The sequence below is a fragment of the Puia sp. genome (genome assembly GCF_035546395.1).
Classification (GTDB): domain Bacteria; phylum Bacteroidota; class Bacteroidia; order Chitinophagales; family Chitinophagaceae; genus Puia.
In genome coordinates this window covers 258,154-273,660 of sequence record NZ_DASZXR010000008.1, presented here as the reverse complement: position 1 = coordinate 273,660, position 15,507 = coordinate 258,154, and the positions used below count along the sequence as shown (strand labels likewise).

General features: G+C 52.2%; 10 protein-coding genes. 6 read left to right on the top strand and 4 right to left on the bottom strand.

All coding sequences use genetic code 11. The annotated features are described in order from the left end of the window. Positions 1–55 precede the first annotated feature (55 nt). From VHE34_RS09555 to VHE34_RS09540, 4 genes are read left to right on the top strand one after another with little or no spacing between them, the layout of a single operon-like run. Positions 56–1,180 carry a hypothetical protein gene (locus tag VHE34_RS09555; RefSeq protein ID WP_325587136.1) on the top strand — a complete coding sequence of 375 codons (1,125 nt, stop codon included), beginning with the start codon at positions 56–58 and terminating at the stop codon, positions 1,178–1,180. 10 nt (positions 1,181–1,190) lie between these two features. Continuing rightward, the gene (locus VHE34_RS09550; protein ID WP_325587134.1) at positions 1,191–2,408 is read left to right on the top strand and encodes a hypothetical protein; all 1,218 of its coding nucleotides are present in this window, start codon (positions 1,191–1,193) and stop codon (positions 2,406–2,408) included. 10 nt (positions 2,409–2,418) lie between these two features. Continuing rightward, positions 2,419–4,305, top strand: coding sequence for a sensor histidine kinase (locus VHE34_RS09545; RefSeq protein ID WP_325587132.1), 1,887 nt, complete (start codon positions 2,419–2,421; stop codon positions 4,303–4,305). Next, positions 4,302–4,682, top strand: coding sequence for a response regulator transcription factor (locus VHE34_RS09540; RefSeq protein ID WP_325587130.1), 381 nt, complete (start codon positions 4,302–4,304; stop codon positions 4,680–4,682). The genes VHE34_RS09545 and VHE34_RS09540 overlap by 4 nt, the downstream gene beginning before the upstream one ends. A 21-nt stretch (positions 4,683–4,703) precedes the next feature. Here VHE34_RS09540 and VHE34_RS09535 read toward each other — a convergent pair whose 3' ends face one another. Continuing rightward, positions 4,704–5,048 carry a hypothetical protein gene (locus VHE34_RS09535; protein ID WP_325587128.1) on the bottom strand — a complete coding sequence of 115 codons (345 nt, stop codon included), beginning with the start codon at positions 5,046–5,048 and terminating at the stop codon, positions 4,704–4,706. An 11-nt stretch (positions 5,049–5,059) separates the two neighbouring features. After that, entirely contained in the window at positions 5,060–6,004 is a 945-nt protein-coding gene (locus VHE34_RS09530) for a hypothetical protein (protein ID WP_325587126.1), read from the bottom strand. 357 nt (positions 6,005–6,361) lie between these two features. On the opposite strand from VHE34_RS09530, the gene VHE34_RS09525 reads away from it, so the two are divergent. Both VHE34_RS09525 and VHE34_RS09520 read left to right on the top strand, forming a co-directional pair. Next, entirely contained in the window at positions 6,362–8,689 is a 2,328-nt protein-coding gene (locus tag VHE34_RS09525; RefSeq protein WP_325587124.1) for a gliding motility-associated C-terminal domain-containing protein, read from the top strand. A gap of 53 nt (positions 8,690–8,742) precedes the next feature. Beyond that, positions 8,743–9,981, top strand: coding sequence for a hypothetical protein (locus tag VHE34_RS09520; protein ID WP_325587122.1), 1,239 nt, complete (start codon positions 8,743–8,745; stop codon positions 9,979–9,981). On the opposite strand, the gene VHE34_RS09515 is transcribed toward VHE34_RS09520, so the two are convergent. After that, positions 9,948–14,003, bottom strand: a complete 4,056-nt coding sequence (locus VHE34_RS09515) for a CHAT domain-containing tetratricopeptide repeat protein (protein WP_325587120.1) — start codon at positions 14,001–14,003, stop codon at positions 9,948–9,950. The genes VHE34_RS09520 and VHE34_RS09515 overlap by 34 nt on opposite strands. After that, positions 14,000–15,208, bottom strand: a complete 1,209-nt coding sequence (locus VHE34_RS09510) for a CHASE2 domain-containing protein (protein WP_325587118.1) — start codon at positions 15,206–15,208, stop codon at positions 14,000–14,002. Before VHE34_RS09510 ends, VHE34_RS09515 begins: the two co-directional genes overlap by 4 nt. Positions 15,209–15,507 lie beyond the last annotated feature (299 nt).

Here is a 15,507-nt window from a genome sequence, read left to right as displayed (position 1 = left end):
AAAGGTTTACGCTAATGACCTTGAAAGTTAACTATTAAACGCCAAACTACGAAGCATGACCAACGCCGATATCGCCCAACCCGGACTAAAAGCCCCACCGGCAACCCCTTTCCAACCCGTCCTATCCCGTAAACCGGAACCCGGTCATGCGGAAAAGGATGTCCTGCCCGCGCAGGAATTCATCAACCTGTTAAAGGAAGAAGAGGACTACTTCCCCGGCGAGCAGACCCAACTCCCCCTCATGATCACCCGCCTCCGAAAGATCTTCTACGACAAATGGGGATGGAACAAAGATCTGATCCGCCGTGCAGCGGCCATCGAATGCCGTTATGAGGTAACCATCACCGATACTCCGCCGCGCGACAACAGCGGCCAATCCCATATCAAACGCAAACCTCACTATAAGGACAACGACGAAGTAGATAAATACCGCCTCGTCACCTACCGCAACAACGACCGGGTCTATGGCGACACCCGCTTCGGCCAGGTGCCCCGGATCTACCAGAAAGACCACCAGGAAGTGCTGCTGCCCGACGGCAGCTACTGCGACCTCGCCCATGTCCTCGCCGGCCTCGACGCCTATAACAATCCCCAGTTCGTATCCCCTCTTCCCGTCTGGCTGGGATTCCTGCACAAGCTCGTCCCCCATTGCGACTCGAATATGGACCTCGTCACCTGGCTCGGCGATATCGCCACCTCCGCCGAAGCCTTTGTCTTCGACTATCTCCGCCATAACGAACGGCCCCTCAGCCCAGAAGCCGAACAACAGTATATCAATAGCAACGCCCCCGGCTCGGACATGCTCGGCAATATCGACTCCTATGCCATCGCCCGCAGCTACGACCTCTCGGGCGCCAGCGGCCGCCGCCTCACCGAGATCCTGGAAGAATTCTATCTCTCCCCCGCACGCGCCTTCTTCATGCAGCGGCGCTATGCGCTCTTCTGTGACGCCGTTGGTCTAAAATGGGACGGCACGCGATTCACCAACGAAGAAGAATGGCTCCGCCGCTACCGGCCCCAATTGCGCGACGCCACCACCTTCATGATCTACAGCCTCACCGACGGCAGCGTCCAAAGCGTCCTCCTCCCCCTCGAGGTCTGGCTCGGCAGATACAGCGATGTCGTAAAGGCCGATATCCTGCTCCGCCTCTTCCTGAAAACATTGAAAGCCCTTATCTAACATCCAAACAATGGACGCAACAACCACTACACTGCAACCCCGGCTCAGCCTCCGAAGAAAAGTACTGATCCTGATAGGACTGCTGCTGGCGCTGTTATACGGACCCTATATCGCCGTCTATATTCAATATGGCGGCATCCCCGACCGGTTCTTCAATTTCCCCGCCACCAGCCCCGGTAATCCCAAACCCGCGCCCACCCTATTCATGACCCTCGGCATTTCCCTGGTCTTTATCGCCGCCCTGCTGTTGTTGATCTTCCCCCGTATCTATGGTTTCAAAAAAGCGCACCCCGCGGCGAAGGCGGCAAGAATAAAAGCCCGGGCCGGCCTTCCACCCTGGTTCTTTATCGGTCTTGTCGCCTCCGCGGGGACGCTCGTCTTCACCCTCCTCCGCCTCCCGCACCCGCTCTGGCTAAACGACTGGCAGCTCCTCCCCCTCTGGTGGGGCTTCATCCTCGTCATGGACGGACTCGTCTATCACCGCAACGCCGGCCGCAGCCTCTTCGCCACGGCAACCACCGAACTCATCGCCATGGGCGTCCTCTCCATCTCGGGCTGGCTGATCTTCGAGTATTTCAATTTCTTTATCCGGCTCAACTGGTACTACCCGCTGGCCGGCCTGATCACCCATGACAAATTCCTCATCTATGCCGTGCTGGGCAGCTCGGCCTTTATCCCGATGGCCTTCGAGTGGTATCAGTTTCTCTGCACCTTCCCCGGCCTGGCCACGCGATACCGCTTCGGCCCCAAACTCGCCTGGTCAAAGAATCTTCGCCTGGGTATCCTCATCGTTGCCCTCGTCGGACTCTTCCTCAGCGCCTATTTCCCGGACGGACTCTTTTTCGTCGTCTGGCTCGCGCCGCTGATCGTACTGGCGATCGCATTGGGAATGCTCGGCATCTGGACGCCGTTCGTCTCAATAAAAGAACGCGGCGACTGGTCCTTCCTGTTGGTATTCGGGCCCACTTTCCTCTTCCAGGGGTTCTTCCTCGAAGGCTTCAACTGGCTCAGCGTCCAGCATGGCGCCGACGGGCAGGTGCATGGATTCAATCCCGGGTATTGGACCTACATCATCCCTTACGTCAATCAGCTGCACGTGTTCGAAATGCCACTATTGGGGTATTTAGGATACCTGCCCTTTAGTATATATTGCTGGATATGGTTCATCGCCATGGCGTTCCTGATGGACATCCCAACCACCTTCAGCCTTTCAGAAGAATATAAGTAGCTCTTTTGATATGAAGTATCTGGTCTTTTCACTGTTGATCCTCTGCGTCGTCCCGGCCCCCGCCCAGCCGATGCCCCCATCGATTAAATGGGCGGCGGGCTCGGGTCACGCAGACCTGGGCCAAAAGGTGTCGGTGCTCATCGACCCGAAGGGAGCGCTGACCATCGATTCGGTCAACTCAGCCCGCTTCCAACTCTCGGATCAACCAATCCTCCACTTTGGCTTCACGAACTCCATCGTCTGGCTGCGCTTCACTCTCGACAACCCAACGACTGATAGCCTGCTCTTCGAGCTCGACCACGCATTCATCCCTACAGCCGATCTCTATTACTTTAATGGCACCGAAGGTGCCATCCAACGCGGCGGCTTCCAGATCCCCCTCTATAAAAAACCTGTGATCAGCGCAGCACAAGTCTTCCCACTCCCTCCCGGCAACCATACCTTCTATCTCCGCATGCAACCCTACGTCCATGCGATCCCCGTATCACTGTGGGAAACTAGCAGGTACCAAATAAAGGCGGCAAAAGAAAAACTCTACTATGGAGTATACGCCGGTCTCTTACTCTTCGCCATCGCGATCAACCTCTTTCTCTTCTACACCTTCCGGCGCCGCTATTATCTCACCTACTCGATCCTGGTGGCGCTCTACATCCTCAGTTCGGCCCTCGTCATGGAAGGATATGCCGTATACTTCTTCCCCACGATCCATCTGATGTTCTGGTATCGCCTCATCCCAGTCCTCGACATGCCCGCGCTCCTCTTCTATTGCCTGGCCTTCCTCGAGGTAAAACGCTACTCGCCGCGCCTCTACCGTCTCGTCAACGGCTTTGGTTTCGCCCTGCTGGCCTACAGCGTCGCCCTCGAGTTCCTGCCGCTGATGCCGGTGCTGGCGATCAACCAGGTACTCGCCTTGCTGGTCTTCATCGTCGCGATCCTCCTTGGCGTCCAGACCGGCCGGAAAGGCAACAAGCTGGGCTATTATTTCGTCGTCGCCTATTCCATCTGGTTCGTTCTCATCAATCTCGAACTGGTGTATATCCAGACGGGCCGGCCGCCGCATATCGGGCCCATCAGCTATGTCAGCACGGCCATCTTTATCGAGGCCTTCCTGCTGGCCTGGCTGCTGATCCAGCGCTTCCGCTGGGAGAAACAGGAGGATCAGCGCCTCCAGGTGCTCATGCAGGGGCATATCAACAAGATGCACCGCGAGTTCCAACATGCCATCTTCAGCTCGAAGCTGGAGATACAGGAACAGACCTTCCAGGAGATCAGCCAGGAGATACACGATAATATCGGTCAGATCCTCAGCCTGGCCAAGCTCCACATCGCCACCATGGAGGCCGGCGGCAACACCGTCCTCGCAGGCAAGATCCGCGAGGCAAAGACCCTGATCACAAAGGCCATTTCCGATCTCCGCAGCCTTTCGCATCGGTTGAACACGGGATATATCAATGAAGTGGGCTTCGACACGGCCGTCAGGCGCGAACTGGACACCATCCGCCGCTCGGGCGCCTACACCACCGAACTGGTGATCGACGGCAAACCGGCCCGCTTCGATCCGCAAAAAGAGCTGATCCTGTTCCGCATCGTGCAGGAACTGCTGAACAATATCATCAAACATGCCGGGGCAAAGACCATCACCGTAACGCTGGCCTTCGACGAAGCATTCCTGCAGGTAGAGATCAGTGACGACGGTCGCGGCTTCGACCGCAACAACTTTGACCCCAATGCCGGCGGCCTCGGCCTCAAAAGCATGCATCACCGCGCCGGTCTGATCGGCGCGGAATTCGAACTCTCCAGCCGCATCGGCTCGGGCACCACGGCCACCATCCGGCTGGCCTTCAAAAACACCACAGAAACAGCGCCGGCCGTGCCGGAAAAAAACAGTACACTATGATGAAAAAAGAGATATCCGTCGTCCTTGTGGACGATCACGTCAACTTTCGTAACGAACTGGCCACCGTCATCGACAGCTTCGCCGAATTCGTTGTACCCTGGCAGGCCGACAATGGCAAACAACTGATCAAACAACTGGCACAGCACACCCTCCCCGATATTGTGTTGCTCGACATCAATATGCCCGAGATGGATGGGTTCGAGACCGCCGCTTGGCTGAAGTCCCACTACCCCGAGGTGAAGGTGCTGGCGATTTCCACCTGGGATAATGAAAAGACGATCAACCGGATGCTCAGCCTGGGCGCCAGCGGATTCGTCCTCAAAGACGTCGAACCTACGGAAATGAAGGCCGCACTGCTGGAGGTGGCGGAGAAATAGGGTCGCCGGCATGGCGTCGGCCTACCCCAGCAAACCGGCGGACATGGCTTTTTGCGTTATCTGAACAAGCGCGCTGATCACATCCGATACCTTGCGGATGGCCGCGGAGATGCGGTCTAGCCGGTCGCTGACTCCCTGCATCCTCGTCAGCACCGCCTGCAGCCGCGCATTTGTTTGGTTGAGCTGGTCGACCATGGACTGAAGCGCTTCATGGATGAGGATATCCCGCATGGCCTCCAGCGCGTCGATCGCATCCTCGATGGGGCCGATTTCGCCTTGCGGCAGCGACGGATCGCGCAATTCGTCATGCAGCTGGTTGATCTGGCCATTCACCTGTTTGAGGGCATTCAGTGTCTCCGTATTCATCTGGCAAAAATTTAAGGCAGTTTAATATAATGGGATAAGAGCGGACCCAGCGGCTGGACATCCGTAATGAATTGCTTTGTTTCGGCAACCAATTCTTTCAGCTGCTTTTTTTGATGGATGTCGGCCAACAGCGCGGCATGGGCGTTCCGCAGGCTTACCGCCGCCTGTACGACCTGCGCGCGCAAAGCATCGGCATCCCGGTATACCGTCAGCTGGTCGTAATACCACCGCGCAGCCTCGAAGCGATTTAGGCTGATCCCCGGCGCGCCCCCGGCGGCGAGCTCATGCTCCAGCATCACCCGCGCGAAATTCTCGAAATCGGCGCTGTCCTGCCGCCACAATTCCTTCACTCCATTGTTCATCACGTCTTCGATATTCGCCGTCGCCGCCGCAATCACCGGGTCAACCTCTTCGATGAATTGCTTGAGGGCCACCGTCTGCGCCCGGCGGGTGAGTCGTTGCCCGACAAGCAGGATCAGCTTGGACAGATCGCTGCCAAGAGAGGCGTTGAGATGGGAGCCCGTCTTTTGATTGAACAGGGCAACGGCATTGTCGAGATTTTCTCCAAGGTCTTCAGAAGGGTCACGCAGGTTGTTCGCGGGATCGTCGCAGCTGAGCTTTGCCAGCAGGGCGCCATATTTTTGAATCATCTGCAGGGAAAGATCGAAATTGGCTGCGGAAGACATCTTGTCCTGGAAACCCGACCTTGCGCGGTTAAGCTGGTTTTGCACATGCTGAAAATCCCGGACATCGGCCGCCTTCATAATGGCCAGGGTCTGGTCGAGGTCCGCATATTGTTTGACGACCGCGCTGGGGAAGCCGCAATACGCCTTTGTGGTCGTGGCAAAAACATTGATGTTCTTGACCTGGCTGTCCGTCAGGACGGCGCAACTGCTGCATAAAAGACTGCCGGCCAGGCAGACAACGGTGATCCGGAAATAAAAAGGGTGCATCATGGTTAGTTGTGTCACGGATAAAGGTACGATGCTTATAAAGTATTAAAAACGGGGTTTTCACTAATGTCGTTGACTTAAGCAAAAATGGGTGTTTTAACGGTGGGACAATAGTCGATAATGAACTAATTTGGCTTTGGTAGATAAAAGGAGGCAGTCTCACCGGCAAAAACCATCTAAAGATTATCGGATCAAAGTAAGCAACAGGGATCTTTACCAGCAATCGGCCGCTTCCCTTCGGTCGCATGATAATCAGTATATTAAGAATGATAAGGATGGGACTACAGCGGGAGATCGTGGTTTCATCCGGTCGAATTAGGTGCCAATTAACCCCTATCAAAATTCACCAAATTCAGCGGCGTGAAAGGATTCCTGGTAATCTTATATTGTATTGCCTATCTGTTTTCCTGGTTTCACCAGGTGAAAGGCCAGGGCAACCAGACCGTCAGTAACGGAGGTTTATCCGCACCTGCCATTTTCCCGGGCACAGGGTGTATTTATAGTTGGGTCAACAGCAATCCAGCCATTGGCCTGGCACCAAGCGGCGTAGGAAATATTCCGTCGTTCACCGGGGTTAACAGGGGTACCATCCCGATCATAGGCACCATTACAGCCACTGCAACTACAGGAGGATTGGCTTATGTCGCGAATGCCCAATCTTCGAGCATCTCTGTCATCAATGTGCTGACCAATACCGTGACAGCAACCATCCCGTTGTCTTTCAACCCATTTTCCGTTGCTGTGAGTGTTGATGGGAGCAAGCTGTATGTGACAAATTTCTGGGCCGGCACCGTTTCCGTTATAAATGCCGCTACTTATACCGTGATAGCTACTATTTCCGTTGGAATGTATCCCTGGGCGCTCTATGTGAATCCCAATGGCAGTTATGTGTACGTTGCCAATAACAATATTGCCTCCAACACGGTCACAGTAATCAGTACAACGACCAACACGGCAGTATCTTCGATAACCGTAGGCCTTGCTCAAGGCGTGATAACGTCGAACGCAAATGGAAGCCTGCTGTATGTGTCGAATACCAATTCCAACACTGTTTCAGTCATCAACGCGGTAACAAATACGGTGGTGGCCACTATCCCTGTTGGGTCAGGTCCCTGGGGCCTTGCGCTGAGCCCCGACGATAGCAAGCTCTATGTCGTCAATAACGGGTCCAATAGCGTTTCTGTCGTCAATACGACTACCAACACGGTAATATCCACCATACCAGTGGGGTCAGAGCCGTGGACCGTGTCAGTAACTCCTGACGGCAGCAGGGCCTATGTGTCCGATTTCCTGGATAACACTGTCTCCGTTATTAACACGGCGACGTATATGGATGTGGCTACCATACCAGTAGACGTAAATCCATGGGCGGTGCAAGTCACCCCCGATGGCAGTAAGTTATATGTAACAAATCTTTATTCGGGAACGGTATCTGTCATCAGCACGACGACCAACCTGGTGACATCCACTATTTCGGTTGGCAATGCCCCCCAAGCAATAGCTATTTTTAACCAGGCCAGTACTGGCTGCAGCAGCACTCCGGTCACCTTCACCATCACCGTTAATCCCTCCCCTCAAATTATTCTTCCAGGCGGCGTATCGGGGAGCATTTCAACCTGCGCAGGGACGCCTTCCGAGGCGCCGGATATCCTACAATTCGAAGTTGCGGGGAACTATCTGACAGGGGATTTTACCATCGCTGCTCCTGTCGGCTTCGAGGTATCCCTTTCTTCGGGCTTTGGCTATAGCAGCAGCATCACCCTTATCCAGGTGGGTGGCACGGTAAGCAATACGGTAGTATATGTGAGGTCTTCGGCCACTGCCCCACCTGGCAACAGTAAGGGCGATATTGTTGTTAGCTCCCCGGGAGCGGCCAGCCTCCTGGTGGCAGTGTCGGGTACGGCTGTTAGTCTGCCCCCGGCGTCCGTGAACGTCATGGCCTCGGCCAATCCCGTTTGTAGTGCAACAGCGGTTACGTTTACTGCGAAACCGACCAACGGCGGGGAAACGCCAACCTACCAATGGACGCTTGACGGCAGTCCGCGAGGAGGTAACAGCAGTACGTTTACAGACTCCACCGCACGGGATGGAGATATCATCTATTGCACCATGACGACAAACACGACTTGCCCCGTGACGGTTTCATCCTCTCCCGTGAACTTGATTGTCGATCCGTTGCCGACGGTCACCTTTGATCCCGATACGGTGGTCATTCCCGGCAACAGCGGCGTTCAGCTGGCGCCGATGATTACCGGGTCGATCGTCCAATATCAATGGACCCCCGCCTTCGGATTGAATGCAGCCAACATCGCTAACCCGGTCGCCAGCCCTCCAAACAGCGTCATATATCAGCTATCGGTCACCGACGGACATGGCTGCAATGCGACCGGAAAGGTTGTTGTCATAACCGACCCAAACCTGACGATGCCCAATGCCTTTACCCCGAATGGGGATGGTCATAATGACGTCTTCCGAATCCCGGCTGCTGTTCCGATTAGCTTGGAGGAAATGGACATCTTTGACAGAATGGGCGTCAGGGTATACACGACGCGCGATATCGGCAAAAGCTGGGACGGGACCTACAATGGCCAACCTGCACCCTCGGGTGCCTATATCTACCTGGTAAAGGGAAAGACCTTTTCAGGCAAGCCTACCGTTCTCAAAGGTATCGTCATGTTGATAAGGTGAGAAAGGCCGTTGACTTCCGGTCGCTGATCATGAAAATAATTCAAAACGACTATATGAAAGTCTGCATTTTTATAAAGGGAATGAATGAAGCTTTTAATAAACAGACGGTATCGAGCTATGCTTCCAGACTTAAGAATGAAATCGAAGAGAATAGCCTGGGCACAGGAATAAAATACGTTATAAAACAAGAGAATCTCCTCTATGAAAGCGAGGAGAACAGTAGGACCAATTGCGTCTCAATTGTCAGTCAACGTGAGGGAAAAGAGGATGTACTGTATAAATTCTATGAATTCGAGTACACCTCCATTCTTCGCGAAAACTATAACGGCAAAAGTGTATTCATAAAGTCCTTACTGCTGGCCGTCGTGATCGCACGCAAGTTGCCGCTTGTATTTATGCGGTTGTTCAAGCGAAGCGGAACCGGTTATTTCATGTTGAGAATGCGATTGCAGGCGATGTACGCCATTGTCATTCTGGGAATACTGGGTCTGTCGGGGTTTCTGTTGCTGCCGTCCGTTGTCGCATACATCGTCGAACTCATGAAGGTAGTTAGTCTCAATGAGGTATTCAAGAACGACCCGAGACTCCTACAACTCACCCAACTATTGAAACTACTCTCCCATGTGATCCTTGCCCTTTCCGCCTTGCTGATCGCCCTGGTACCGGCGTCAAAAGACTTCATTACTTCGCTGGGGACGGAATTCGTCTGCGTCCACAATTATCTTGAGTCAGGCGACCAGAAACAGGCTGTTTTCGGTCAGTTGGATAAGCTCGTCGACTATATTTATGAAAAAGAAGGCGGCGATGCCCAACTTCAATTTCATGCGTATAGTTTCGGATGTATCATCGCCCTGGATTTTCTATTCCCGTATGCGAGTACCCCCGCACTACGTTTGGTGGCTATCACCGAGGCACTGGTTACCATCGGCTGTCCTTACGAATTCATATCCACCTATTATGCGAATTATTTCGATGAACGCGACAGTTCGCTGGCCAAGAAGCTTGAATGGTATAATGTATTCTCCAAATCCGATGCCCTTTCGTCCAACTTCAGACGGGACGCCAGGTACGCAAAAGCGGAATATTCCTTCGGTAACAACGGGAATATCCCGGTCCCAATCAATTTGTACTACGAAATAACCCCTAGAAAGAAGTTCTATCTGGTTGACTTTGTTCTTTTGTATTTCCTTCGCGCGCACAGCTTCTACTGGGATGGAACGCCCGCGAGTTCGAGCTGCGAAAGACTGATCTATCTGGCTCAGCGCACCAATACCCATGCGGCCCAGTTATAGGTGGTGTTCCGATCGCGGAGTTTCATGGTATTTTGCGACTTGTAAAACGAATCGGATACCGATTTGCCGGCGAAGAGGTTCTTGTAAAATTCATGCATGAAGTCGGCGGCTTCATCATCGGGCACTTTCCAAAGACTCATGATAAGATTTTGTACTCCAGCCATTTTAAAAGCTCTTTGCAGTCCATACACACCTTCACTCCCCTCGATGTCTCCCAGCGCCGTTTCACAGGCAGACAGTACCACCAGCCTGGTGTTCGGCAAGTACATATTCGAGATCTCGTATGCAGTGAGGATTCCATCTTCAATTCCGCTGACAGGTTTTCCCTGCCAAGCGTTGACGGCGCCCGCAAAAAGAAGCCCGCTCCTGAGCAAGGGATTATCGGATTCCTGAAACGCCTTGCCGATGGTGATGAATTTGCGCTGAAAGCTGTCCAACCCGCCGGACCGCGGATCTGGGAAAAAGAAACCATGCGTACCAATGTGTAGTATGGAGGGGGATGCCTTTCCGTCGAGGGCTTTCACCGATTCCTCGGTGGCCTGAACGCCGAACAAGGCCGTGACCGGGATACCGCGGGCCTGGGCCAGTTTACAGATATAGTCAAGCTCCGCCTTCGTTCCGGGGAGGGAATCGAGCGCGTCACCGCGGATATGATGATGGGCTGGTGCGCTGACCGCCGGGTCGTCGGCATCCCTGGGGTAAGCTCTGCTTGCTTCCTGCAATTCCACTGCACCTGCATGGTAATCTATCCAGCCATACACCTGAAGACGATCAGACGAACCGAGAACCGCCGGTGCAAGCTCTGTCACGGAGCCGGTGCTGGAGAGTTGTACCAGCCGATACCTGTCGCTTAACACTGTCTTCCCACCCAGCGGTATCGCTGCGAACGAAACTTTGTGAAGCAATCCGGCTGGTGCAAAATAAATGGTATTGATACCGGCCAATTCCTTTTCCAACGGCTTCCATATCAGCTGATATAGCGCCTGGTTGCCGGCTCCTTCCACATTCGAAGTGAATTGGTCCATTAGCTGCCTTTCATTGAAAAGATATACCATCACAGGTAAGGGAACGTCTCTCCGCTGTACGATGGCCACATAAGCAACCGTATCGGTATATCTCCTGAAATCGCTCAATTGAAAAGATACGAACTCGATGGAGGCCTCATCAGGCTTCAAAGATCGTTGAATGGCTTTCCAATCGACCGGCTGCTGTTGTTTCTTAAATCCGGCCCAAATGCCCACGAGCTCTTTTTCCAACTGGCCAGCTTTTTCTTCCAATTGGCCGGCGTCTTCCTGCCTTTCGGCCATCGGTTTTGAATATATGGCCGCCAAACGTCTTCTTAAACCGATCCAGCGGTTGTACTTGTTCAGTACGGCGGTATCATGAACTGAATATAACTCCTTCTTCATTGCTTCCGACGATCTTAATATTATATTCCGTTGAAATAGGGACAGGGCATACGGTTGACCGGACGGCAATTTTGAGCTCGTGTAAAAGGAGTAGGCAATATTATTATCCCTGAACCTGCTTGCTATGAATGCCGACTTTTCCTTTTCGTTGCTGAACAGGATCGCCGACGATATCAGTCCACTGTTGACGAGAAAAGATTCTTTGAAGGCGCTGTCCGCCCGCAAAGGTTCGCGCTTCGCCCAATGGAGCCTCGCCAGGTCGAAGCAGCAATCGCCGTATCCTCGATGCCGGGTGCCGTACGCCTTTGCATAAATGTGCTTTGCCTCCAACAGCAATACTTCAGCCTCATCATACTTGTCCCTTTCCAGGTCGAGATTGCCAAGGTTCCGGCACGCTGCTGCATATTCCGCATGTTCATTCCCAAAATCCTTTTCGATGATCTGCCTTGCTTCCATCATTAGTTGTTCGGCGGTGTCGTATTGCCCCAGGTATTTATAAATCTCACCGAGATTCAGGCATGTGTGGGCATATTCCGGATGTTCTTTCCCAACGACCTTTTCAAGGATATCTTTTGCTTCCCGCCCGATGGCTTCGGCCTTTTGATGTTGACCGATATCACTATAGAACGCGGCAAGATTTTCGCAAATAATAGCGTAATCGGGGTTTTCCTTTCCTTGTTTTTCCCTTATTTCCTTCGTTTCCAGCAATAAGGCCTCAGCCTTATCGTTTTGGCCCATGTCAATGTAGTGGAGAGCAAGGTTCATGCAGGCTGTGCCATAATCCGGATGCAGTTTCCCCGATATTGCTTCCCGGATCTGTTTCGCTTCGAGCAACAATTTTTCCGCACTCTCATACTGTGCTGCTTCTTCATAGTATCTGGCAAGGGTGTTGCACGAACTGACATAATACCCATTCCGCTTACCCGCGCTTTTTTCCAATATGTCCTTTCCCTCCACCAATAACGATTTTGCCTGCTCAAGTTGTCCCAGGTTGAGGTACACCTCACCGAGCAGGGTCGACATAAGCGCATATTGGGCATTGTCCCTGCCAATGGTCTTTCCCCATATACGCCTGGCCTGCACCAGTGCATTCTCTGCCTTGTCATTTTGCCCCATATCCAGGTACAGGTCACCGATGTGATTCAAAGTTGCGGCATACAGGGAATCCTCGGGTCCGGCGGATTTATACAACGCCCGGATCGCCTCGAGATATAGTTGCTCGGACTGCGGAAACTGCCCGTTCCATTGATAAAAACTGGCAAGGTTGTTGCACGCCATGCCATACTCCATGCTATGAAGCCCGAATACCTTTCCCTGCGTTTGCCGGATATCCGACAGAATATGCTCAGCCTTCGGGAATTGCCCGACATTCATATAGAAACTAGCCAGGTTGGTGTAGGAGTACCTGTATTCCTGGTGACTTTTCCCGAGCACCTTTTCCTTTATCTGCGTTGCTTCGGAATAGAAGTATTCAGCCTCTTCGAACTGTTGCTGCTGATAGAACATCGCAGCGACCGTATCGCAGTATTTGGCATCCGCCATCGAACCTAGCGTATCTTTTTTCAACTGTTGCATCGCTTTATGGAAATAGGCGCTGCTCCCGGCCGTATCGCCACGGTCGTTACAGCTCCTGGCACTATCCGCGTACCGCCTCCATAGCAGGCTGCCCGGGGCGCCGTACTTTGGAGCAGCATACCAGACCGATCTTGCTGTTTGTTCGAATCCGTATTTCAGAAGGAGATAAACATAGCTTCTTCGCAAGGCCATGTTGTCGGGATCAGATCGTACCAGGCGATCAAAATAGCTGAACGCCGCATCAATAAGCAAATTCTTTTCCAGAATGTCAATCTGCTGCAGCTTCCCTCCCAACGTCGTTGTTGCGCTATCGGCGATAAGTGTGGTTACCCATTTCCGCTCTTCTACGGGATCGAGAACAAAAAAATAGATCGGCTTTTCATCTTCGCAGGTTCCAGTCCTGCTTTTCACCCGCCAGAAGAATTTACCTGCCTTCCCGGATAATGCCTCATCGGCCGAAATGGTCTGCATCGTATCGCTGACGGACAGTGAAGCAATGGTATCTCCCATTTCATTATAGATAGAAAGCACGTACGCAGAATCCGGGCTGGTCGTATGCCATTTGAATGGTATAAGATTCGATGATGACTTGTATCCATTTGGCGGGAATATCCGGTTTCCACACTCTACATCGCGGTGGATACCACCCCACGCCGAAGCGATATTTTTCTTGCTGAACGATTCCAGATCCTCATTCGGATCCAATAGCTCTCTATATAAGAAATCCAAATACTTTTTTGTCATTCCATCAATCATTCTCCTTGATCCGAGATGGATCAGGTCGGCATGCGAATACGTCATCGGCTTATTCAGTACAATATAGTTGGCATCCTTATCTACAAGCGTGACTTCGGCCGCCCCTTCTACGACAATCGTGGTATTCCTGAAAACATATTGGTTTTGTTTTATTTTGCCGGGCTTTTGTCCAGGCCTTCCCATGGTAGCATTGCCTGTAACAGTATAGACGATATAATCCGGCAATTGCGCCATTCCTTGCAGCTTCAATGCAATAAGCAGCAAAAAGATGTAATATCTCATAAACTGTGTTTGTGGTCAAAAACTGTTTTAAAATGGAATCTTCGGGATAGCCAGATGGCCAAAAGCTTGTATACGCTCATCATTTCCATTGCCAGTACTAACGAGATGATTATCGGCGTAAGGGTGAATTTGATATGAAAGCAACTGAAGACCAACAGGAACAAATAAAGGACCCCCAGCGTGAGCAGCAACTGGATCAGGTGGAACCAGCCGTGTCCCGGATGATCGCTTTTTTTGTGGCGGAGCAGAACAAAATAGAGGAAGAGAAATACGATCGCTCCTGCACTCACATAAGAAAGGTAGTCCGGCGCCCGATTCACGTAATTCCCGCCGAGTATCATCGACAGAATATTGGCGTGTATCACCACTCCATACATATCCGGATAGCTTTTACCCGCGGCCCTTTGGTTCAGTGGCGTAAAATGCAGGTCTTCCAGGATCGGCCGATCGTCTTTAACGAAATAACCCAACAGCACGATTTTATTGGGGAGGATACCTTGCAGTTGTGCCGTCGAGTCCCAGGCTTTCAACTCCGACGATGTAATGCAGGTATATCTTTCCAGGTTGCCGGAATAGTTGATGGTCTCCAACCGGTGTTTCCGAGCGACGAGTTGGTCGAACTTCTCCTGTGAGAATTTTCGGGCAACAACGGCAGCAAATGCCCAAAGTGAGTCCCCGACGATTAGGAAGGGCGGGTAGTTCCGGATCACGGCGAAGCTGTCGCCTATGAAATTGATATAGCCGGATGTATAGCTGCCGATCGCGGAAAAGAAATTGCCCGAGATACTGGCTTTATCCCCCTTTTCGTCATAAACGTACTGTGAGGCAACGACAACTTTGTTTCCGGCGCTGATTGCATTTACCAACGCTATATCCTTTCTCCTTTCATCGGGCTTGCTGCCGGCATTATCAAATACGGCATCGATGCCGATAACCGCTGGCGAATATCTGCTGATCAGACTGATTTGGTCTGCGATACACTGCCGGTCATTTTCGATGCAGACCAGAACGATGTTCGAGTCTCTTTGCGGGGTTGAGGAGTGTCTTCCGGCATAATAAAGATCATAGATATCGAAGTCCAGGAAGCCCTGGCGGACAGGCTTGATAAACTCATCTTTTGCAGGGATAAAGCCAATAAGAAATGTGACGATCAGCGTCAGCGTGGTCGCCAGGGTAACCTCCAGTATAAGATGGGCCTTAGGCATGAATATGACTTGGGAACTCCTATCATCTTGAAGTTACGCGAAAATACCCGCTCTGCTACTCGTGAAAACCCCAATGTCGTTGACTTAAGCAAAAATGGGTGTTTTAACGGTGCGACAATAGTTGATAATGAACTAATTTGGTTTAGGTAGATAAAAGGGGCAGCCTCCAGACACATGAAGCGGAAGCGACGACCGACCAGCCTGCACCATGCGAATTACAAAAACGACTAAAAACTCTTAAGTCAACGACATTGGGGTTTTCACGGTTTTTCGGGCGACTGAGACCGTTTACCTTGCTC